21 protein-coding genes, 1 other RNA gene and 1 other annotated feature are annotated in these 22021 nt (G+C 54.3%); of the genes, 6 read left to right on the top strand and 16 right to left on the bottom strand.

Annotated elements, in window-relative coordinates; all coding sequences use genetic code 11:
- Positions 1–128 precede the first annotated feature (128 nt).
- Both ydiK and rprA read left to right on the top strand, forming a co-directional pair.
- Positions 129–1247, top strand: coding sequence for an AI-2E family transporter YdiK (gene ydiK, locus ACMGGP_RS07380; protein ID WP_010670033.1), 1119 nt, complete (start codon positions 129–131; stop codon positions 1245–1247).
- A gap of 292 nt (positions 1248–1539) precedes the next feature.
- An RNA gene (gene rprA / locus ACMGGP_RS07375) (antisense sRNA RprA) lies at positions 1540–1647 on the top strand.
- A gap of 69 nt (positions 1648–1716) precedes the next feature.
- On the opposite strand, the gene ppsA is transcribed toward rprA, so the two are convergent.
- Complete coding sequence (gene ppsA / locus ACMGGP_RS07370; protein ID WP_498798313.1) at positions 1717–4101, bottom strand: phosphoenolpyruvate synthase; 2385 nt, start codon at positions 4099–4101, stop codon at positions 1717–1719.
- 437 nt (positions 4102–4538) lie between these two features.
- Here ppsA and ppsR point away from each other — a divergent pair, with 437 nt between their 5' ends.
- Together ppsR and ACMGGP_RS07360 are read left to right on the top strand one after the other, a co-directional pair.
- The gene (gene ppsR, locus ACMGGP_RS07365; RefSeq protein WP_010245652.1) at positions 4539–5366 is read left to right on the top strand and encodes a posphoenolpyruvate synthetase regulatory kinase/phosphorylase PpsR; all 828 of its coding nucleotides are present in this window, start codon (positions 4539–4541) and stop codon (positions 5364–5366) included.
- Between the two features lie 151 nt (positions 5367–5517).
- Complete coding sequence (locus ACMGGP_RS07360) at positions 5518–6564, top strand: 3-deoxy-7-phosphoheptulonate synthase (RefSeq protein WP_010670032.1); 1047 nt, start codon at positions 5518–5520, stop codon at positions 6562–6564.
- A 7-nt stretch (positions 6565–6571) separates the two neighbouring features.
- Here ACMGGP_RS07360 and ACMGGP_RS07355 read toward each other — a convergent pair whose 3' ends face one another.
- The 15 genes from ACMGGP_RS07355 to ACMGGP_RS07285 form a co-directional block, all read right to left on the bottom strand.
- Positions 6572–8023, bottom strand: a complete 1452-nt coding sequence (locus tag ACMGGP_RS07355) for a protein adenylyltransferase SelO (protein ID WP_498798312.1) — start codon at positions 8021–8023, stop codon at positions 6572–6574.
- Between the two features lie 80 nt (positions 8024–8103).
- Positions 8104–8850 carry an EAL domain-containing protein gene (locus ACMGGP_RS07350; protein ID WP_010670031.1) on the bottom strand — a complete coding sequence of 249 codons (747 nt, stop codon included), beginning with the start codon at positions 8848–8850 and terminating at the stop codon, positions 8104–8106.
- A 295-nt stretch (positions 8851–9145) separates the two neighbouring features.
- On the bottom strand, positions 9146–9604 hold the full coding sequence (locus ACMGGP_RS07345; RefSeq protein ID WP_010245666.1) for a C40 family peptidase: 459 nt from the start codon (positions 9602–9604) through the stop codon (positions 9146–9148).
- A 68-nt stretch (positions 9605–9672) separates the two neighbouring features.
- Positions 9673–10422, bottom strand: a complete 750-nt coding sequence (gene btuD, locus ACMGGP_RS07340; protein ID WP_498798311.1) for a vitamin B12 ABC transporter ATP-binding protein BtuD — start codon at positions 10420–10422, stop codon at positions 9673–9675.
- Positions 10423–10968, bottom strand: coding sequence for a glutathione peroxidase (locus tag ACMGGP_RS07335; RefSeq protein WP_010670029.1), 546 nt, complete (start codon positions 10966–10968; stop codon positions 10423–10425). It lies immediately after the preceding gene.
- A 50-nt stretch (positions 10969–11018) separates the two neighbouring features.
- Positions 11019–12002: a vitamin B12 ABC transporter permease BtuC gene (gene btuC, locus ACMGGP_RS07330; RefSeq protein ID WP_010670028.1), complete on the bottom strand. Its 984-nt coding sequence runs from the start codon at positions 12000–12002 to the stop codon at positions 11019–11021.
- Between the two features lie 179 nt (positions 12003–12181).
- Positions 12182–12484, bottom strand: a complete 303-nt coding sequence (gene ihfA, locus ACMGGP_RS07325; protein WP_003853259.1) for an integration host factor subunit alpha — start codon at positions 12482–12484, stop codon at positions 12182–12184.
- Between the two features lie 4 nt (positions 12485–12488).
- Complete coding sequence (pheT, locus tag ACMGGP_RS07320; RefSeq protein WP_158149358.1) at positions 12489–14876, bottom strand: phenylalanine--tRNA ligase subunit beta; 2388 nt, start codon at positions 14874–14876, stop codon at positions 12489–12491.
- A gap of 14 nt (positions 14877–14890) precedes the next feature.
- Positions 14891–15874, bottom strand: a complete 984-nt coding sequence (gene pheS / locus ACMGGP_RS07315; protein WP_010245680.1) for a phenylalanine--tRNA ligase subunit alpha — start codon at positions 15872–15874, stop codon at positions 14891–14893.
- A 71-nt stretch (positions 15875–15945) separates the two neighbouring features.
- Positions 15946–16071, bottom strand: a sequence feature (Phe leader region).
- Positions 16022–16066 (bottom strand): pheST operon leader peptide PheM, encoded by a 45-nt coding sequence (gene pheM / locus ACMGGP_RS07310; protein ID WP_106120997.1) that lies wholly within the window; start codon positions 16064–16066, stop codon positions 16022–16024. (Overlaps the previous feature by 45 nt.)
- A gap of 117 nt (positions 16072–16188) precedes the next feature.
- Positions 16189–16545 carry a 50S ribosomal protein L20 gene (gene rplT / locus ACMGGP_RS07305; RefSeq protein ID WP_003853267.1) on the bottom strand — a complete coding sequence of 119 codons (357 nt, stop codon included), beginning with the start codon at positions 16543–16545 and terminating at the stop codon, positions 16189–16191.
- Positions 16546–16587: 42 nt separating this feature from the next.
- On the bottom strand, positions 16588–16785 hold the full coding sequence (rpmI, locus tag ACMGGP_RS07300) for a 50S ribosomal protein L35 (RefSeq protein ID WP_010245683.1): 198 nt from the start codon (positions 16783–16785) through the stop codon (positions 16588–16590).
- Between the two features lie 99 nt (positions 16786–16884).
- The gene (infC, locus tag ACMGGP_RS07295) at positions 16885–17394 is read right to left on the bottom strand and encodes a translation initiation factor IF-3 (RefSeq protein WP_498798714.1); all 510 of its coding nucleotides are present in this window, start codon (positions 17392–17394) and stop codon (positions 16885–16887) included.
- Positions 17395–17439: 45 nt separating this feature from the next.
- Positions 17440–19368, bottom strand: coding sequence for a threonine--tRNA ligase (gene thrS, locus ACMGGP_RS07290; RefSeq protein WP_010245687.1), 1929 nt, complete (start codon positions 19366–19368; stop codon positions 17440–17442).
- Positions 19369–19614: 246 nt separating this feature from the next.
- Entirely contained in the window at positions 19615–20376 is a 762-nt protein-coding gene (locus ACMGGP_RS07285) for a DUF481 domain-containing protein (protein ID WP_010245689.1), read from the bottom strand.
- Positions 20377–20726: 350 nt separating this feature from the next.
- Here ACMGGP_RS07285 and ghoS point away from each other — a divergent pair, with 350 nt between their 5' ends.
- Positions 20727–21044, top strand: a complete 318-nt coding sequence (gene ghoS / locus ACMGGP_RS07280) for a type V toxin-antitoxin system endoribonuclease antitoxin GhoS (RefSeq protein ID WP_010670025.1) — start codon at positions 20727–20729, stop codon at positions 21042–21044.
- Positions 21045–21122: 78 nt separating this feature from the next.
- Positions 21123–22016 carry a fructosamine kinase family protein gene (locus ACMGGP_RS07275; RefSeq protein WP_033757473.1) on the top strand — a complete coding sequence of 298 codons (894 nt, stop codon included), beginning with the start codon at positions 21123–21125 and terminating at the stop codon, positions 22014–22016.
- Positions 22017–22021 lie beyond the last annotated feature (5 nt).

Here is a 22021-nt window from a genome sequence, read left to right as displayed (position 1 = left end):
CCTGCCCTTTTTTCAGAAAAGGCAAAAACCTTTCTCCGCAACTCTGTTTAAACCTCAGCAAATAGATCATGATAAAAACGGGCATCCGAATGCCTGAAAATGAAGGATTAAGACGAGGTTATGAGTCAATGATGAAAAGCCAGTACCGGGATATGGATTTACCGCAAATACTCTTCACCCTGATGTTCATTCTGCTGCTGATTGTCGCCTGTTTATGGGTCGTGCAGCCGTTTATTCTGGGCTTTGCCTGGGCCAGCATGGTGGTGATTGCCACCTGGCCATTGATGCTGAAATTCCAGCGACTGTTATGGGGACGCCGTTCCCTGGCGGTGATCGTGATGACACTGCTGCTGCTGCTGCTGTTTATTATCCCTATCGCCCTGCTGGTCAGCAGCCTGATTGATAACAGCGCGCCGGTGATTGCCTGGGTTACCCAGGGGCATATGATGCCGCGACTGTTATGGCTCAACGATGTACCTATGGTCGGCAAGAAGCTTTATGTCAGTTATGACACGCTGGTGGCGAGCGGCGGTGCCGGCGTCATGGCAAAAATACAGCCCTATATCGGCCGTACCACCGGCTTTTTTGTCGCGCAGGCCGGTCATTTCGGACGCTTTATGATCCATCTGGGCGTGATGTTACTGTTCAGCGTGCTGCTTTACTGGCGTGGCGAACAGGCTGCCCAGGGCATTCGTCACTTTGCTTTCCGCATGGCGGGACGGCGCGGTGATGCCGCCGTACTGCTGGCGGCGCAGTCGATTCGTGCCGTGGCGCTTGGCGTAGTGGTGACGGCGCTGGTGCAGGGCGTGCTGGGCGGTATCGGTCTGGCGATCTCCGGCATTCCTTACGCCACGCTGTTGACGGTACTGATGATCCTCTGCTGTCTGGTACAGCTCGGCCCGCTACTGGTGCTGGTTCCCGCCATTATCTACCTCTACTGGAGCGGAGATACAACATGGGGAACGGTGCTGCTGGTCTGGAGCTGTGTGGTCGGCACGATGGATAACGTGCTGCGCCCGATGCTGATCCGTATGGGTGCCGATCTGCCGATGATCCTGATTCTTTCTGGTGTTATTGGTGGACTGTTTGCGTTCGGGATGATTGGTCTGTTTATTGGGCCAGTGGTTCTGGCGGTCTCTTATCGTCTGGTTTCCGTCTGGGTTCATGAAGCGCCTGCCCCGGATAGTGACCAACTGGCCGTGGCTGATGCCCTGGCGGATCACGATGATACCCCGCCTGCTGTATGATGGGATGCAATAACCCGCTGCGCCGCTAGCCCCCATAAGCATTGATTAGTGCGGTTAATGATGATTAACCGCACCCCTTCTCTCAGATCAGATAAATTCTGTTTTCCATTAGCGATTTTTAAGAAAAAAGCCACCTTTGGCCTGAAAGTGACCTTTTCGGGCCAAAAAAGATTACTTTCTGCACTGTTTCTTAAGCCAAATGGCGAAGTAAAGGTCACAAAAGATTATTGGCTTTAAACTAATAAGAGGATTCTTAAAGACGACAGCCAGCCGTATGAATAACATGTTTCCTATGTTCGAAATCAACCTGATGATTTTCAGACAATCTCATTCCCCTGAGTAGAGTAAAGAATTGCTGTGTGTAGTCTTTGCCCATCCCCTGTGATGGGCTTTTTTTTTGCCTGAATCTGACCAGATATAAACAGAAAAGGCCCGCATAGCGGGCCCTGAAGAGTGCTAACAACCCGTATCAGGCTGTTTTATTTAACTGCGCCAGACTCACCCAGGTCTCCACCACCGTGTCCGGGTTCAGTGACAGACTGTCGATGCCCTCTTCCATCAGCCATGCGGCGAAATCCTGATGGTCTGACGGTCCCTGCCCGCAGATTCCGACATATTTCCCCTTCTGCTTCGCGGCCCTTATGGCCATTGAAAGCAGCATCTTCACGGCCTCGTTACGCTCGTCAAACAGCGCGGAGACGACGCCAGAGTCGCGGTCCAGCCCCAGCGTCAGCTGAGTCATGTCGTTTGAGCCAATAGAGAAGCCATCGAAGTGCTCCAGGAACTGATCCGCCAGCAGGGCATTGGACGGGATCTCGCACATCATAATGATCTTCAGCCCGTTCTCGCCGCGCTTCAGTCCCTGACGCCCCAGCTCTTCCACCACAGCCTTCGCCTGCTCAACGGTGCGCACAAACGGAACCATAATCTCGACGTTTGTCAGGCCCATCTCGTTGCGAACACGTTTCACCGCTTCGCACTCCAGTGCAAAGCAGTCCCGGAAGCTGTCAGCGACATAGCGACCCGCACCCCGGAATCCCAGCATCGGGTTTTCCTCTTCCGGCTCGTAGCGTTCTCCACCCACCAGGTTGGCATATTCATTGGTTTTAAAGTCAGAAAGTCGGACAATTACGCGTTTCGGCGCAAAAGCGGCGCCAAGCGTGGCAATTCCTTCAGTCAGGCGAGCGATGTAAAACTCCACCGGATCATCAAATCCTTTCATCATTTTACGGATCTGCTGCTGCAGCTCCGGCGTCTGTTGGTCAAACTCCAGCAGCGCTTTAGGGTGGACGCCGATCATACGGTTAATGATAAATTCCAGCCGCGCCAGACCCACGCCTTCGTTAGGAAGACAGGCGAAATCAAAGGCGCGATCGGGGTTGCCCACGTTCATCATGATCTTCAGCGGCAGTTCAGGCAGTGAATCGACCTGCGAACTGGTGACGTCGAAGTCGAGCAGTTGATCATAAACGTAGCCGGTATCACCTTCGGCACATGAGACCGTGACGTTATGCCCCTCTTTCAGCCGATCAGTGGCATCGCCACAGCCCACCACTGCCGGAATGCCCAGCTCACGCGCGATGATCGCAGCATGACAGGTCCGTCCGCCACGGTTAGTCACAATCGCTGATGCTTTTTTCATGATCGGTTCCCAGTCCGGGTCGGTCATGTCGGTCACCAGCACATCGCCTTTTTCAATGCGATTCATTTCGCTGATATCGTGGATGACCTTCACCACGCCTGCGCCAATACGATGACCGATAGCACGACCTTCCACGACGACGCTGCCCTGCCCCTGCAGCGTGTAACGCTCCATTACCTGACCATTTGAGCGTACGGTTTCAGGGCGCGCCTGAACAATAAACAGTTTGCCGGTGTGCCCATCTTTGGCCCACTCAATATCCATCGGGCGCTGATAATGCTGTTCAATCAGCACCGCCTGCTTCGCCAGCGCCTGCACTTCCTCATCGCTCAGGCAGAAACGGTCGCGTTCGGCCTCAGGCACATCTTCGATCCGCACCTGCTCGCCATGCGCCTGGGAATCGGCATAGACCATGCGAACCTTTTTCGAGCCCATATTGCGGCGCACAATCGACGGACGATCGGCTGCCAGGGTTGGCTTGTGCACATAGAACTCATCGGGGTTAACGGCACCCTGCACCACCATTTCCCCCAGCCCCAGTGCGGCGGTGATAAAGACCACCTGATCAAAGCCGGACTCGGTATCAATGGTGAACATCACACCCGAGGCGGCCAGGTCTGAACGCACCATGCGCTGTATTCCCGCTGAGAGCGCAACACCACGATGGTCATAGCCCTGATGCACACGGTAGGAGATAGCGCGGTCATTAAACAGCGAGGCGAAGACATGCTTTACCGCCACCATGACGGCGTCGATGCCCTGTACATTCAGGAAGGTTTCCTGCTGGCCGGCAAAAGAGGCATCAGGCATATCTTCTGCGGTTGCAGAGGAGCGCACGGCAAACGACGCGGCATCATCATCAGCAGAAAGCTGCTTATAGGCGTCCAGAATGGCGGACTCCAGCTCGGGCAGGAACGGTGTCTCCACGACCCACTGACGAATCTGCTTACCCGCTTTTGCCAGCGCATCAACGTCATCAATATCGGTCTCATCCAGCAGCGCATAAATACGCTGATTCAGCCCGCTTTGATCGAGGAACAGGTTAAAGGCGTAGGATGTGGTCGCGAAACCATTGGGCACGGAAACGCCCAGCGACGTCAGATTAGTAATCATTTCACCCAGAGAGGCATTTTTGCCCCCCACCCGGTCAACATCATGCATGCCAAGCTGGTTATACCAGAGCACGAGTGGCTGTTCGCCTTTACTGGACATTGAGCTTATCCTTTATCAATTATCAATGAATGGACACAGGGAGTAATCTGTCTTCAGCCTGGCATATCACCCTCTCAATAACGATCTGTTGAATCGTTAAAGCAGAATCTCAGCCACAGTTTCGGAATTGTGAGCGCATTATTTTGCTGTTGCGCAAAGTCGCCTTTTTTCTCTAAATGATTGATGCCACAGGAAATGGCAGATTTTCAGCCACTTAAGCATTCTGTTTTGTTGCGCAACAACTGCGTGGCTATTTGCGGCTTAACGACAGATTAAAAAGAATGCTGGCTCAACGAGCCACCCTTTCATTTTTAGTATCATGATGAAACGACAGACAAATAATCCGGACAGACATTCCAGAAATTAAAATCAGAGATGATTTATTTAATCGCATGGCCCATGCTGAATGCTCACTCTTGTCTGAGGCTGATTTCGTTATGACAACTGACAGAAGCGTTTTTTATATCTCCGATGGTACGGCCATTACGGCTGAGGTGCTGGGTCATGCGGTGCTGTCGCAGTTTCCGGTCAATATCACCAGCCTGACGCTGCCGTTTGTGGAAAATGTTCAGCGGGCGCTGGCGGTTAAAGCCCAGATTAACGCGCTCTATCAGCAGAGCGGTGTCCGGCCGCTGGTCTTTTTCTCCATCGTGACGCCGGAAGTGCGCGACATCATCGTACAGAGTGACGGCTTTTGTCAGGATATCGTCCAGGCGCTGGTCGCCCCGCTTCAGCAGGAGCTGGGGTTATCGCCCGCGCCGGTGGCACACCGTACCCATGGACTGGATGCCAGTAACCTGGGTAAATATGACGCACGTATCGCGGCCATCGATTACACCCTGGCGCATGATGACGGCATCTCGCTGCGCGGACTGGAAGATGCGCAGGTGATTCTGTTAGGCGTCTCGCGCTGTGGCAAAACCCCCACCAGCCTCTATCTGGCAATGCAGTTTGGTATTCGCGCCGCCAACTATCCATTCATTGCCGACGATATGGATAACCTTAAACTCCCGCCCGCGCTGCGCGCGCATCAGAATAAACTGTTCGGGCTGACCATCGATCCGGAACGGCTGGCTGCGATACGTCAGGAGCGAGCGGAAAATACCCGTTACGCCTCGATGCGTCAGTGCCGGCTGGAGGTGGGCGAAGTGGAAGCGCTGTTTCGCACTCATCAGATCCGCTATCTCAACAGCACCAACTACTCCGTGGAGGAGATTGCGACCAAAATTCTCGACATTATGGGCCTGACTCGCCGCATGTACTGATGGGTAACCGGCGCTGAACTGTAAAGCGGCGCTGCCGTCGCTTTTGATTTCATTATTAAATTCCGGGTTGAATTCGCAGACTAATGGTTTATTGTGACCACCATCACTTCCCGGTATTTCACCGCTGCGAAGAACCGTTTTCGAGAAACCCATGAACAAAACCGACGAACTGCGTACCGCACGCATTGGTAGTCTGATTACCCCCGCCAGCCTGGCGGCTGAGCATCCTGTCTCTCCGGCAATTGCCGACAATGTCACCGCTGCCCGTAAACGTATTGCCCGTATTCTGACTGGTGAAGATCCCCGCCTGCTGGTGGTGATTGGCCCCTGCTCGCTGCACGACCCGAAAGCGGCGCTGGAATATGCTGAGCGTCTGAACGCGTTACGCCGCCGCTATGAAGATCGGCTGGAGATTGTGATGCGCGCCTACTTTGAAAAGCCGCGCACCGTAGTGGGCTGGAAAGGCTTAATCTCCGATCCGGATCTGGATGGGAGCTACGATGTGAACCGCGGCATAGGCATCGCCCGCCAGCTGCTGATTGATATCAACGCGCTGGGCCTGCCTACCGCCACGGAATTCCTGGATATGGTGATCGGCCAGTTTATTGCCGATCTGATTAGCTGGGGCGCGATTGGCGCACGTACCACCGAAAGCCAGATCCACCGCGAAATGGCATCGGCCCTCTCCTGCCCGGTCGGCTTTAAAAATGGCACCGATGGTAACGTACAGATTGCCGTGGATGCGATTCGCGCCGCGCGCGCCAGCCACATGTTCCTTTCGCCCGATAAGCTGGGCCAGATGACTATCTATCAGACCAGCGGCAACCCGCATGGTCATGTGATCCTGCGTGGCGGCAAACAGCCTAACTATCATGCCAGTGATGTCGCCGCCGCAGCCGAAAGTCTGTCGGCGTTTAATCTGCCACAGCAGCTGGTGATCGACTTCAGTCACGGTAACTGCCTGAAGCAGCATCGTCGTCAGATGGATGTCGCGGCAGAGGTGGCAGAACAGATTAAAGCGGGATCGCAGGCCGTTGCTGGTGTGATGATTGAAAGCTTCCTGGAAGAGGGCAATCAGAAAGTTGTCAGCGGCGAACCGCTGGTCTACGGCAAGTCGATTACCGATCCCTGCCTCGGCTGGCAGGAGAGCGAAAAGGTGCTCGCCCTGCTGGCCGAGGCGGTTTCTCACCGCCTCTGAGTCTGCATCAGCTGGAGCAGCTCACTTCCAGGGTTTTGCCCCAGTCTGGCGGCCGCTGACGATATTCAGCGGCTGTCTGATCGCTAAAGGGTTGCTGTAACGCCTGATGCAGACGTGCCAGCGCCCCCTGCTCTCCCCGCTCCGCCTCTTCAATCGCCTGCTGCGCCAGATAGTTGCGCAGAATCACCGCCGGATTGGCCGCCTTCATCACGGCCTGACGTTCTGCATCGCTGACCTGCTCATCCATCAGACGGCTGCGGTAGCGCTGATACCAGCTATCAAACGCCTCACGATCGATAAACTCATCCCGCAGCGGTGAACGGCTGTCAGCCTGTTGCGTCTCACTAAGCAGGCGGAACGTCAGGGTGTAATCGCTATGCTCCTGCGTCATCAGTGCCAGCAGATCGGTCAGAATCTCATTATCGCTGCTCTGCTGCGTCAGCAGACCGAGTTTCGCCCGCATCCGTTCGCCCCAGACCCGCATCAGTTCAGGTTCGTAGGCGCTCAGTGCCGTCCGCAACTGCTCGGTGGTCAGCAGACCCGACAGCGTATGTGCCAGCCGGTTAAGATTCCACATACCGATCATTGGCTGATTTTCAAAGCTGTAGCGCCCCTGATAGTCGCTGTGATTACAGATGAAGTCAGGCTGATAATCATCCAGAAAACCAAAGGGGCCATAGTCGATGGTCAGACCCAGAATCGACATGTTGTCCGTGTTCATCACTCCATGAGCAAAGCCCACGCTCTGCCACAGCGCAATCAGACGCGCAGTGCGTAACACAATGTCGGTAAACCACTGTTGATAGCGGTCTGCTTCAGCGTCCAGATGCGGCCAGTGATGGCGAATGGCGTAGTCGGCCAGTTGCTGCACTTTCTCCTGCTGCTGGCTGTAAAAGAAATGCTCGAAATGACCGAAACGCAGATGACTTGGGGAAATGCGCATCAGCATCGCGCCACGCTCTGTTGTTTCGCGGTAGACCGGCTCATCACCTATCGACAGCGTCAGCGCACGCGTAGTGGGAATGCCCAGATGATGCAGCGCTTCCGAGGCGAGAAACTCACGCACGCTGGAACGGATCACGGCACGACCATCCCCCATGCGGGAATAAGGCGTCAGGCCTGCGCCCTTGAGATGCCAGTCCAGCTTGCTGCCATCCTCCAGACGCTGCTCACCCAGCAGAATGCCGCGCCCGTCGCCAAGCTGGCCCGCCCAGACGCCAAACTGATGGCCGCTGTAGACCTGCGCCAGCGGCTGCATGCCGGGCAGCAGTGCGGCACCGTGCCAGACGGCATGACCCTTATCGGCAAAGAGCGCGCTATCCAGCCCCATTGAGGCTGCAAGCGGTGCGTTATGATACAGCAGGCGTCCGCCTGCCAGTGGCGTGGGGTTTAGCGCGGTGTAACACCCGGTAAGTTCACGGAACCAGGTGTTGTCAAAAGAGGCCTTGCCTGAGGACATTGTTTCTCCCATGCGATGCTCAGCGTTACTTAAGGTTAGTCCTCTAGTGTAACGCTGATAGCGGGGATTAACAGGAAGTATCAGCCGGGATGCTGCGCGGATGGCACACGATCGTCGGCGCAGATCAGCGAACGCAGCGCGTCAGATTTTACCACCGGGAAGAGCGCACCCTGAAACTCGGCACCGCTCAGCTGGCTGACTTTATCCAGCAGCACGTCGTCATCAATGCCACAAATAATGAGCCGGTCACAATGGGCGCGGAAATTATCGATAATGCTCTGAATAAATGGCACGAATGAAGCGCGCTTTGCCAGCGAATGAATAAACTCTTTGTCCAGGCAGATGCAGCTGAATAAATTATCGTAGACCGCATTAGAGGGGGTCTTACCCGCGCCGAAATGAGAAATCGCTAAATTAAACTCAGCATGCAGGCTTGCCAGCAGGGGATTATTTTTTCCCAGTTTTAGTTGCGGAAACGTTTCAGTGATATTCAACAGAATGAATGGCAACTGCTTTATTTTGCGCATCACTAATTCGCTGGCCAGCAGCGTCCGGGCCATGCCTTCATCAATACGTATAAATGCTGACACGGAATGCGCTTCAAAAAAGCCGCGATTCTGCTCCAGCAATCCAATCTGACTTTGCAGCAGGCGCAGCTGCTGCGACTCATCGAGCTGCGGCAGCAACAGATCCTGCGGCAGGGTGATGGGGGCACTTTCATGCACAAACTGCGTGACCAGCTCGACAGCGGTCAGTCGCCCATTAACATCACAGACAGGATAAAACCAGATTTCCGACTGATAGTCGGCCGAAAGATGAATTTTCATTTTAATGCCAGAATATGCGGCGATGGGGATATCGTATAGTAATGGTCAGGCGCAGGCAATAGTGCCAAATCATTGAAGAGACGAACTTCTTTACTCTTCCATTGCCGTTTGGCAGCAGGCGATCACCCTTAAGCCAAATAGTAGCGATAAAACAGCGGTTATTAGTGGAATTAAATAAGCGTTTATTATGTTTATTAAAACCCACGCTCAATAACTGTCATTTAAAATAAACCTTTTACTCTCTGTTTTAACTCTATTTAAAATTGGACTTAAGTCTGATTCCCCGGACCTGCGTTTAAATACGACGCGCCTGCCAGAACACTTTTCGCCAGTAGACATTGTCGAGCGAGGAGCGGATGACGCCCTGGCTGGTTGAGGCATGAATAAAAGCATTATCGGTGTCATAAATGCCAACATGCAGGCCATTCTCCCCGCGACCGGTTTTGAAGAAGACCAGATCGCCTGGCAGCAGCTCGTCTTTGCTGATTCGGGTGCCGATATCGCTTTGAGCTGAGGTGGTGCGCGGCAGTTGCAGCGCAAATTTATCGCGGAAAGTCAGATAGACAAAGCCGGAGCAGTCAACCCCGTTACGACTCATGCCGCCATAGCGATAAGGCGTCCCACGCCAGTTACCGAGCTGATCGTTCAGTTCCGCAATCACGGTGATCGAATCGGAAAGACGGCCATTAATCGGCGGAGCGTGATGACTGCATCCCGTCAGCAGCAGAACTAAAATCAGCAAACCCAGGCGCATCGCCAAATGTCCTTATCAGAAGTTGCAACCGGCTTAATGTAGCGGTAAAGCCCGCAGGGTAGCAAGTGTCAGGGCAATACGGTCAGCAGCGTGCGTCCTTCGAGTTCAAGCTGCCGGAAAGCAATCTGGTAGAGCGGTGTCAGGCGCTGCGGCGTCAGAACCTCTGCCGGTTCACCCTGGGCTATCAACGCTCCCTGATCCATCAGCCAGACCCGATCCGCCTGTTGCAGGCTGTGGTTGAGGTCGTGACTGCTGGCGATAACGCTGATGCCCGCCGCGCACAGGTCGGCAATCAGATCGTCCACCGCTTTTTGCTGGGCGATATCCAGCGCGGTCATGGGCTCATCAAGGATCAGCAGCCGCCCGTGTGGATTGATGTGGGGATCAATCTGCATACAGACCGCCGCCAGCCTGACGCGCTGCCATTCACCACCGGAGAGCCGGGTCAGTGAACGCGATAACTTATCCTGCAGCTGAAGCCGTTTCAGCAGCGTGCTGAGACGATCGTCTGTCTGCCCCCCCGCCTGTTTCAGATGCAGACGCAAATAGTGCCAGACCGGCATCTTGCTCAGCGGTGCCTGCTGCTGAGGCAGCCAGCCGCGAACCCGGGCCATCGCCGCGCCGTTCCAGTCACTCAGCGGCTGTTCGTCCAGCAGCACCGTGCCGGAGGCGGGTTGCAGTCCCGCAATCACACTGAGTAAGGTGCTTTTGCCTGCACCGTTCGGGCCTGCCACGTGCAGCAGCTGACCGGCGGCAAGCTCACCGGTCAGTGGCAGCAGCCGTCCGGGGACGGCTGCCTGTTGCAGGCGCAACAGCATCTATTTTGCCAACGCCTGCTTAATGGTTTCCAGAATGATCGGATCTTCCGGCGTCATGTCAGGTGCAAAACGCTGGATCACGCTGCCGTCACGGCCAATAAGGAATTTTTCGAAGTTCCACAGGATGTCGCCCTGCTCTTTCGGCGCGCGTCCTTTGCTCTCCATGCGCTCGTAAAAGCCGCTGCCTTCCGGGCGCACCGCGTCAGGTCGGGCCGCAATCAGCTGGGCATAGAGCGGATGGCGGCCTGCGCCATTCACCTCGGTTTTGGCAAACATCGGGAACGTGACACCATACGTGGTGCTGCAGAAGGTTTTAATCTCCTCACTGCTGCCCGGCTCCTGCTCCAGAAACTGGTTGCAGGGAAAACCGAGTACGCTGAAGCCCTGATCCTGCCAGGCTTTCTGCAGGTTCTCCAGCTCTTCATATTGCGGCGTCAGACCACATTTCGAGGCAACATTGACCACCAGCAGTACCTTGCCCTGCCATTGTGATAGCGTGGTTTTTTCCCCATCGAGCGTAACCAGTTCAGTTTGATATATGTTCATGCTGTTTCCTGTTGTGGATGCTGTTGTGGATGCAGAGTCGCCAGCCGAAGCTAGCGTGAAGATTTCACCAGTAAAATAATAAACAGCGGCGCGCCCAGTGTCGCCGTCACGACGCCTATCGGTAATTCCGCCGACGTCAGCGCCAGGCGTGCCACAATATCGGCTGCCAGTAATACACCGGCGCCAGCCAGCGCCGATGCCGGCAGCAGATAACGGTGATCGCTGATGCCGCTCATACGCAGCAGATGCGGGATCACCAGTCCGACAAAGCCAATAGCACCGGCCATCGCAACGCTGATGCCGACCAGCCAGCCCATGGCGAGCACCAGCAGGTTACGCCAGTAGAAGAGAGACAGTCCGAGCTGGCGGGCGGATGTCTCGCCCAGCGCCAGCAGATTAAGAATCTGCCCGGTCGCCCCCAGGGCCAGCATCACCGGCAGCAGCGCCAGCATCATCCAGCCATAGCGCCAGTCAATCCCGCTGAATCCCCCCATCATCCAGTACATCAACTGACGCAGATCGAGGCTGGTACTGAAGTAGACCGCCCAGGTCATGATGGCACTACAGATAATCCCCAGCGCTACGCCGGTAAGCAACAGCCGGGTGACTGAGAGCTGACGATGGGCAAAATGCAGCAGGATGAGCGTAATTATCAGTGCACCGGCCATCGCCGCCAGCCCAAGGCTCCACAGCGAGCCGCTGCCCAGCAGCACGCCGAGCACCAGGCCAATACCGGCACCATTTGAGACGCCGAGCAGGCCGGGCTCCGCCAGCGGATTTGTAAACAGCGCCTGCATCACGACACCGCATACCGCCAGCGATGCCCCGACCAGCACCACCGCCAGACTGCGAGGCAGCCGCAACTGCCAGACAAAGAGCCTGCCGCTTTCCGTGAACCAGTCTGAGGGCGCGATCCAGCTGTCACCGGCACACAGGCTGAGACAGAGCAGAGCAGAGAGCATAAGTGCTAACACAATAAGCCATTTCTGGCCGCGCTGGTCGGCCTGGCGCGCGAGCTGGTCGAGCAGAGACATAAGCGGGATTAGCTGAGAAAACAGAGATTTGATTGTAGAGGGATTGCAGAAAAAAGAAAGGCAGATGAGGCGGTTTGCATTTTGCTGTCAGGGAGATTAACGGGCGTGGGAGGCGGGATTGCTGCGTACTGAAACCATGAAAAAAGGCCGCTTGCGCGGCCTTTTTGAAACGCTGAAATTCAGTCAGTCTCTTTGGGTGTAGCGTTCTCTACGCGGCTTTTCAGCTTCTGTCCTGGGCGGAACGTTACTACGCGACGCGCAGTAATCGGAATATCTTCACCCGTTTTCGGGTTTCTGCCAGGACGCTGGTTTTTGTCACGCAGGTCAAAATTACCAAACCCAGACAGTTTTACCTGTTCTCCATTCTCCAAAGCGCGACGTACCTCTTCGAAAAACAGCTCAACTAACTCTTTGGCATCGCGTTTGCTCAGCCCGAGTTTCTCAAACAGGTACTCTGACATCTCAGCTTTTGTAAGCGCCATAGGTTCAATCCCTCAAGGTTGCCTGGAATCGCTCTTTTAATGCCGCAACGCATTTGCCAACGGTCGCGGCAATCTCCTCTTCTTCGAGTGTCCGGCTGGTATCCTGCAAAATCAGGCTGATTGCGAGGCTCTTGTAGCCCTCAGAAACGCCCTTACCGCGGTACACGTCAAACAAGTTTACGCCAACTACCTGATTTACGCCAACTTTCTTACACTCCGCGATGATATCTGCTGCGGGGACGTTTTCAGCCACCACAACGGCAATATCACGACGGTTCGCCGGGAAGCGAGAAATCTCGCGCGCGTCAGGCAGGACGCGGTCTGCGACCTTATTCCAAAGCAGTTCAAAGACTAAGGTGCGGCCATTGAGATCAAGCTTACGTTCCAGCTCAGGATGAACCACGCCGATAAATCCGATATGTTCATCATGCAAATAAATCGCCGCGCTCTGTCCTGGATGCAACGCCGGATTCGCTTCAGCACGGAAGCTGATGTCATCCAGTTTGCCGGTTAAATCGAGCAGCGATTCTAAATCGCCTTTCAAATCATAGAAGTCAACTGTCTGACGCGCCAGATCCCAGTGCTCTTCAACGCGGTTACCGCTGATGACGCCAGCCAGCATAAGATCCTGACGGATGCCCAAATCTGCCTGGGTATCCGGCACAAAGCGTAAGCCGCTCTCAAACAGGCGCACGCGGCTCTGCTGACGGTTCTGGTTGTAGACTACCGCGCTGAGCAGGCCGGTCCAGAGTGAGAGACGCATGGTCGACATATCGCTGGAGATTGGGCTCGGCAGCAACAGCGCCTCTTCACCCGGGTGCAGCAGCTGCTGAATTTTCGGATCGACGAAACTGTAGGTAATCGCTTCCTGATAGCCCTTGTCCACCAGCAGGTTTTTCGCGCGCTTCAGCGACAGATTCGCTTCGCGATGCTGAGTCATCACCAGACCCGCCTGTACCGGCACATCCGGAATGTTGTTGTAGCCATAAATACGGGCCACTTCTTCAACCAGATCTTCTTCAATCGCCATATCGAAGCGCCAGCTCGGGGCGATGGCCTGCCACTGCCCTTCTCCCACGGTCACTTCACAGCCGAGACGCGTCAGAATGTCAGTCACCTGCTCATCCGCGATCACGTGGCCAATCAGACGGTCCAGCTTTTCACGACGCAGCGTGATCGTCGCTGGCACAGGCAGGGCTGCCTGATGGGTCTGATCGATGATCGGGCCCGCTTCACCGCCGCAGATTGACAGCAGCAGCTGGGTAGCACGCTCCAGTGCGGTATGTTGCAGCGCCGGGTCAACACCACGCTCGTAGCGATGTGACGCGTCGGTATGCAGACCATGACGACGGGCGCGGCCGGTAATAGAGAGCGGATCAAAGTAAGCGCACTCGAACAGGATGTTCTGCGTTTCGCCGTTCACGCCCGAATGTTCGCCACCAAAGATACCGGCCATCGCCAGCGCTTTCTGATGATCGGCGATCACTAAGGTATCACTCTGCAGGCTGGCTTCAGTGCCATCCAGCAGCGTCAGCTTTTCGCCCTCTTTCGCCATACGCACCACGATACCACCGTCGATGCGGTCGAGATCGAAAGCGTGCATCGGCTGACCCAGCTCCAGCAGAACGTAGTTAGTGATATCCACCACCGGATCGATAGAACGAATACCACAACGACGCAGCTTCTCTTTCATCCACAATGGCGTTGACGCCTTTACGTTAATCCCTTTTACTACACGGCCCAGATAGCGTGGACAGGCTTCTGTCGCGTCAACCTGAATCGGGAAAGTGTCGTTCAGCGTCGCAGCGACCGGCTGCATCTCCGGCACGTTCAGTGGCAAACCGTTGAGGACGGCGACATCACGGGCGATACCGATCAGACCCAGACAGTCAGCGCGGTTAGGCGTGACGCTGATTTCGATGGTGTTGTCATCAAGCTGCAGGTAGGTGCGGATGTCAGTGCCAATCGGCGCATCGGCTGGCAGTTCGATGATGCCGTTGTGGTCGTCGGAAATCCCCAGCTCGGAGAAAGAGCAGAGCATGCCTTCAGACGGCTCGCCACGCAGTTTGGCCGCTTTGATTTTGAAATCACCTGGCAGCACGGCGCCGACGGTGGCGACCGCGACTTTCAGTCCCTGACGGCAGTTCGGCGCGCCACAGACGATATCCAGCAGGCGATCGCCGCCCACGTTGATTTTGGTCACACGCAGCTTGTCTGCATTCGGGTGCTGGCCGCACTCCACCACTTCCCCGACCACGACGCCGTGGAAGGCACCGGCAACCGGATCAACGCCGTCCACTTCCAGACCGGCCATAGTGATTTGTTCAGACAGCGCAGCGCTGTCCAGGGCTGGATTTACCCATTCGCGTAACCAGAGTTCACTGAATTTCATTGGATATCCTGCCCTTACTTAAATTGTTTGAGAAAACGTAAATCATTTTCAAAGAAGGCACGCAGATCGGTCACGCCGTAGCGCAACATGGTCAGACGCTCCATGCCCATACCAAAGGCGAAACCGGAGTAGACTTCCGGATCGATGCCGACATTACGCAGCACGTTAGGGTGAACCATGCCGCAACCCAGCACTTCCAGCCACTTGCCGTTTTTACCCATGACGTCTACTTCTGCTGATGGCTCAGTAAACGGGAAATAGGAAGGACGGAAACGAATCTGCAGATCTTCTTCGAAGAAGTTGTTCAGGAAATCGTGCAGCGTGCCTTTCAGGTTGGTAAAGCTGATGTTTTTATCCACAATCAGCCCTTCCATCTGATGGAACATCGGGGTATGGGTCTGATCGTAATCGTTACGATAGACGCGGCCTGGCGCAATAATGCGAATCGGCGGCTGCTGAGCCTTCATAGTACGGATCTGCACGCCGGACGTCTGGGTACGCAGCAGGCGCGTGGCGTCGAACCAGAAGGTGTCGTGATCGGCACGGGCCGGGTGATGGGCAGGAATATTCAGCGCATCGAAGTTATGGTAATCATCTTCAATTTCTGGCCCGGTTACGACGCCAAAGCCTAACTCACCAAAGAAGGTCTCAATGCGATCCATGGTGCGGGTCACCGGATGCAGGCCGCCATTCTCAATGCGACGGCCAGGCAGAGAGACATCAATGGTCTCTTCAGCCAGACGGGCATTCAGCACCGCAGCTTCCAGGGCATCTTTGCGCGCATTCAGACGCTCGGTGACCTGCTGCTTCGCTTCATTGATTACCGCACCCGCTGCCGGGCGCTCTTCGGCTGGCAGCTCGCGTAACGTAGTCATCTGCAGTGTCAGATGTCCTTTCTTACCCAGGTATTCGACGCGCACCGCGTCAAGGGCGGCGATATCCGTCGCCCCGTCGATGGCCGCCGTGGCGCTGGCCACCAGTTCTGCGAGTTGGGACATAGTTTCCTCTTTTTCCAGTCAGGCTGGTCAGTTCTCGTTGGGACCTGCCGGTCCAATATGCTAGCGCCAGAAACAAAAAAGCCTCCACGAGGGAGGCTTTTAGCGCGATTTTTCGTTTCTTTTCTTATGCGCAAAAGCCCCTGGATGTCAGGCGCTAAAGTAAAAAAAGAAACGGAAAATAGCAGCGTTCATGCTTGCGGTTACCTTGTCATGCGATACAGGGGGTCTATTGAAATGCTCAGCGACGGAAATGTCAATCTTTTGCGTAAGTTACAGGCAATAAAAAAGGGAGCAAGCTCCCTTTTCCATCTGACTTACGCCAGGGCTGATTTCGCTTTTTCGACCAGTGCAGAGAATGCCACTTTATCGAATACCGCGATGTCGGCCAGGATCTTACGGTCAATCTCAATGGCTGCTTTTTTCAGACCATTGATGAAACGGCTGTAAGACATGCCGTTCTGACGAGCCGCTGCGTTGATACGCGCGATCCACAGCTGACGGAACTGACGCTTACGTTGACGACGGTCACGGTAAGCATACTGACCAGCTTTGATAACAGCCTGGAAGGCAACGCGGTAAACACGTGAACGTGCACCGTAATAGCCTTTAGCTTGTTTTAAGATTTTTTTGTGACGTGCGCGAGCAACTACACCACGTTTTACACGAGCCATTTAGCTCTCCTGTTTAATATTCTGATTTAATGAAAAAATTACTTATGCGTACGGCAGGCAGGCAATTACCAGACCCAGATCGCCTTTTGACACCATGCCTTTAGGGCGCAGGTGACGTTTACGCTTAGTAGATTTTTTGGTCAGAATATGACGCAGGTTTGCGTGTTTACGCTTGAAGCCGCCAGAAGCGGTCTTGCGGAAACGCTTAGCCGCACCACGTACAGTTTTAATCTTTGGCATTTTAAAAATATCCACTTCGCATTGTTAATAACATGACCCAGACAGGCGAACAGTTAACCGCACAGCGCGAACGCTGCGCGGTTAGTGTTACTTGAAAGCCTACTGTTTCTTCTTAGGAGCGAGCACCATGATCATCTGGCGGCCTTCGATCTTCGAAGGGAAGGATTCGACAATGGCCAAATCCAGATCTTCACACAGGTCTTTACGGACGCGGTTAAGCACTTCCATACCGATCTGCTGGTGCGCCATCTCACGACCGCGGAAACGCAGCGTGATTTTGGCTTTATCGCCTTCTTCCAGAAAGCGAATCAGGTTGCGTAGTTTGACCTGATAGTCGCCATCATCGGTTCCAGGACGGAATTTGATTTCCTTAACCTGAATAACTTTTTGCTTCTTCTTCTGTTCCTTAGAAGATTTGCTTTTTTCATAGAGGAACTTGCCGTAATCCATGATGCGGCAGACCGGCGGTTCGGCATTCGGGCTGATTTCGACTAAGTCGCCGCCCGCTTCCTCGGCTTTTTCCAAAGCTTCGCGTAATGTGACAATGCCAATCGGCTCGCCATCCATGCCTGTTAAGCGCACTTCAGTTGCGCGGATTTCACTGTTGATTTTGTTCGGACGCGTCGGTAGTACTCGTTTTCCGCCTTTAATACTTTATTCCTCCAATTGTTGAAGATTTCGGCTGCGAATCTCTTGTTGAAGTTTCTCAACAAACACATCGACATCCATCGACCCAAGGTCTTTACCACGGCGGGTGCGAACGGCAACTTTGCCAGATTCCACCTCTTTATCACCGCAGACCAACATATAAGGGACGCGACGTAATGTGTGCTCGCGGATTTTAAAGCCTATCTTCTCATTTCTCAAGTCTGCCTTCACACGAATGCCAGCATTCTGCAGCTTACGCGTCAAAGACTCAACATATTCTGCTTGTCCGTCGGTAATATTCATTACCACGACTTGCAGCGGTGCCAGCCAGGTTGGGAAGAAACCGGCGAATTCTTCGGTCAGAATACCGATGAAACGCTCCATTGACCCCAGAATCGCACGGTGAATCATCACTGGCGTCTGACGATCATTGTTTTCACCCACGTAGGTTGCTTCAAGGCGTTTTGGCAGGGAGAAGTCTAGCTGAACTGTTCCGCACTGCCAGGCGCGATCAAGACAATCGTACAAAGTAAACTCAATTTTAGGACCGTAGAACGCGCCTTCGCCTGGCTGGAACTCAAACTCAATATTGTTTTCGTTCAGCGCCGCAGCCAGATCTTCCTCGGCACGATCCCACATCTCATCCGTACCGATGCGCTTCTCAGGACGGGTGGATAACTTCACCACAATCTTTTCAAAACCGAAGGTGCTGTACATGTCATAAACCATGCGGATACAGCTGTTCACTTCGTCACGCACCTGCTCTTCAGTACAGAAGACGTGTGCATCATCCTGGGTAAAGCCACGAACACGCATCAGGCCGTGCAGTGCGCCTGAGGGTTCATTACGGTGACAGCTGCCGAACTCTGCCATACGCAGCGGCAGGTCACGGTAGGATTTCAGACCCTGATTAAAGATCTGAACATGCCCAGGACAGTTCATCGGTTTGATGCAATATTCACGGTTCTCAGATGAGGTGGTGAACATTGCTTCTTTATAGTTTTCCCAGTGCCCGGTTTTTTCCCACAGGACGCGATCCATCATGAATGGACCTTTAACTTCCTGGTACTGGTACTCTTTTAACTTGCTGCGGACAAACACTTCCAGCTCGCGGAAGATGGTCCAGCCGTCATTATGCCAGAAGACCATGCCTGGTGCTTCTTCCTGCATGTGGTAGAGATCCAGCTGCTTACCAATCTTACGATGGTCACGCTTCGCCGCCTCTTCCAGACGCTGCAGATAGGCTGCCAGCTGCTTTTTGTCTGCCCATGCGGTGCCATAAATACGCTGCAGCATTTTGTTGTTGCTGTCGCCGCGCCAGTAGGCACCGGAGATCTTCTGCAGTTTAAAATGATGGCAGAACCGCATGTTCGGCACGTGCGGACCGCGGCACATGTCGACATATTCTTCGTGATGATACAGGCCAGGCTTATCGTCATGGCTGATGTTTTCATCAAGAATGGTGGTCTTGTAAATTTCGCCGCGCGCCGCAAAGACGTCGCGAGCTTCCTGCCAGCTGACCTTCTTCTTCACCACATCGTAGTTGGTTTCAGCCAACTGATGCATGCGTTTTTCCAGCAGGTCGATATCTTCCTGGGTCAGGGTACGATCGATGTCGACATCATAATAGAAGCCGTTATCGATGACCGGGCCAATCGCCATTTTGGTATCCGGCCACAGCTGTTTAATCGCATGCCCTAACAGGTGCGCACAGGAGTGACGGATGATTTCCAGACCCGCTTCATCTTTAGCGGTAATGATCGCTACGGCGGCATCTTCAGTGATGGGATCAACAGCATCAACCAGTTCACCGTTAACACGGCCAGCGATACAGGCTTTCGCCAGACCAGGACCGATGTCCAGCGCAATATCCATCACACTGACAGGGCGGTCAAACACGCGCTGGCTGCCATCAGGAAGCGTAATTACAGGCATTTCATATCCTTATTTGCAGTGGTAAGCCACACGAAAGCCTACATGCAACGTAATGTAAAATTAGTGACCCGGCGTGATATCAGACCCACATTGTCGGAATGTCGCCAGGATTTCAGTGCGGGGCCGATGATAGCAGTTTTCCCCGGCGAGAAAAACCCATGCCTTTTTCGCTAAGCCCTGGAGAAATCAAAAAAAATCGGCCTGACACACTGTCAGGCCGCTGTGAATGCTGCTGCAAAAATGCGCTTACATAGCGTAAGAGAGCATGATTGAGGTTTTGGTATCGGTGCGATCAGGTGCCGATTCCGCCGGATTGTTGTTCCAGCTGACGTTGTAAGCCAGCTTCAGCGCGAAGTGGCTGTTGATCGCCACCTGCAGACCAGTTTCGGAGTTCACCGTGGTGTCTTCTCCGAAGCTGCTCAGCACTGACACGCCCTGAATAAATTTAGTGGTGTCGGTCAGCTGCCACTGATAGCTGACTGCGCCATAGCCCAGCGCTTTGGTCTGATGACCACCCGCGTGATAATCGTCATAACGTACACCCGGACCCAATTCCGCACGCAGCGAGTGCACCGGTCCATTCAGAATCTGACGACCGTAACCGGCTGTCAGCACGTCGCGTGAATCGTAACCATTGAAACGATCGCTTAACCAGCTCGCCTGTCCAAACAGGTAGTCATACGAGTTGAGGTTGTAACGTGAACGACCACCGATGTTGTAAGTTTCAGAAGAGCGCTCATCGTTTGACGAGGTGTTGGCTGCGTTACCCCACAAGCTGTAAGCCATAGATGACTGATACCAGGTCATATTGGTCTGAGCCGTCATTGATGAACTGGTGGTGTTACCGGTTTGCGCCAGATATCCCGCAGCAGCAGAACCTTCAAACGGCTTTTTAGCTGTTGAAGGGTCATCCATTGACGTAAATACGGCGTTATCGGCCATTGCCTGGTGACAAAAAGCTCCGGCGGAGAGCAAAAGAACAGCAGACAGCTTGTTATAGGCTTTCATTAAATGTGATCCGTGCGACTGTTTAAAAAACGGAGAGTCTGAAGCGTTTTGCCGGGCATTCAATGCAATTTACGGTAAGTTTTGTAAAAAATTATTAACTTACACAAAATGCCTGGAATCGCCCTGACAACCCCTGTTAATTGGGACTCATCTTATTAACGTCGCGCATTATAGTGCTGCCCAAACGAAAAGCCAGACGCAACGGCAGAAGATTTTTACGTTATGCTGCTGGCTCCTGACACGAATTTACGCTATGCATCACGTCACACACACGGCATCTCCTTCATAATTCGCCTGATTTTTCACCATGGTCTACGCTCAGTTCAGTTTCCCTTCCCCGGAGGTGCCTCATGAGCAACACCTTAACCCGCTATATCGTGACCTTTCACTATCAGGAGTCGGGCTTAAGTGACATCCTGGAGCTGACCAGCGCAATGACCGCTGCAGGTTTCACGACCACGATGACAGATGACGACGGCCATCCGCATGAACTCGGTACGAACAGCTATGGCATCGTCAGCACGCTGGAGGCTGAGGATCTGCGGCAACAGGTCACTACGGCCGGTGAAAGCGCGCTGGGTCAGGAACCCGAGGTGACCGTCACGACCTTCGAAGAGTATCTGCGCGATGCTGCCGATCATCGCCCTGCCACCTCAGCGCCAGAATAAAGGGTGCAATTGCGCGGTTTTTGGTGAATATTTACGCAATACAATCGAACTTACGCAGCGAATAACGAGGATAGCCCAATGTGGTCAGCCATTAGTCGTCTGTTAAGCGAGCAGTTAGGCAACGCCGAAATCACTCAACGTCACGCCCTCGCGGGGGGTGATATCCATCCCACCTGGCAGATCCGCTACGGTGATCACGACGTCTTCGTCAAAAGTAACAGCCGCGATATGCTGTCGCTCTTTACCTGGGAAGCAGACCAGTTGGATTTGCTGGCGCGCACCGGCACGGTTCGGGTGCCTAAAGTCTATGGTGTGGGTCATCATCGCGAGGAGAGCTTTCTGCTGCTGGAATATATCAGGCCACAGCCGCTTGATGAGCAGAGTGCATATCAGCTCGGTCAGCAACTGGCGCATCTGCATCAGTGGAGCGAGCAGACGCAGTTCGGCCTCGATTTCGACAATAACATCACCACGACGCCCCAACCCAATAGCTGGCTGCGACGCTGGTCGGTTTTTTTTGCTGAACAGCGCATTGGCTGGCAGCTGCAGCTGGCGGCAGAAAAGGGAATTCAGTACGGGGATACAGAGCTGATCGTTGCCTGCGTGCAGCGGGTGCTCGCGTCACATCATCCGCAACCGTCGCTGCTGCATGGCGATCTCTGGCCGGCTAACTGCGCCAGCAGTGAGAGTGGCCCCTGGCTGTTCGACCCTGCCTGTTACTGGGGCGACCGTGAGTGCGATTTAGCCATGCTGAGCTGGTACCCTGACCTGCCTCGCCAGATTTACGACGGTTATCAGGCGGTGTGGCCGCTACCGGATGGTTTTTCGCAGCGTCTGCCGGTCTACCAGCTCTACTATCTGCTCAACCGGGCTAACGTCTTTGGCGGGCACTGGCCAGGCGATGCACAGTTCGCCATTGGCCAGTTGCTGGATGAGGATGCGCTGGGCGCCAGTCAGGCCAGACCGGCCTGACAAAG

It is taken from the genome of Curtobacterium sp. BNK-1 (assembly GCF_048685235.1).
In the GTDB taxonomy this organism is placed as follows: Bacteria; Pseudomonadota; Gammaproteobacteria; order Enterobacterales; family Enterobacteriaceae; genus Pantoea; species Pantoea agglomerans.
This window is presented reverse-complemented; position numbering and strand designations above follow the sequence as displayed.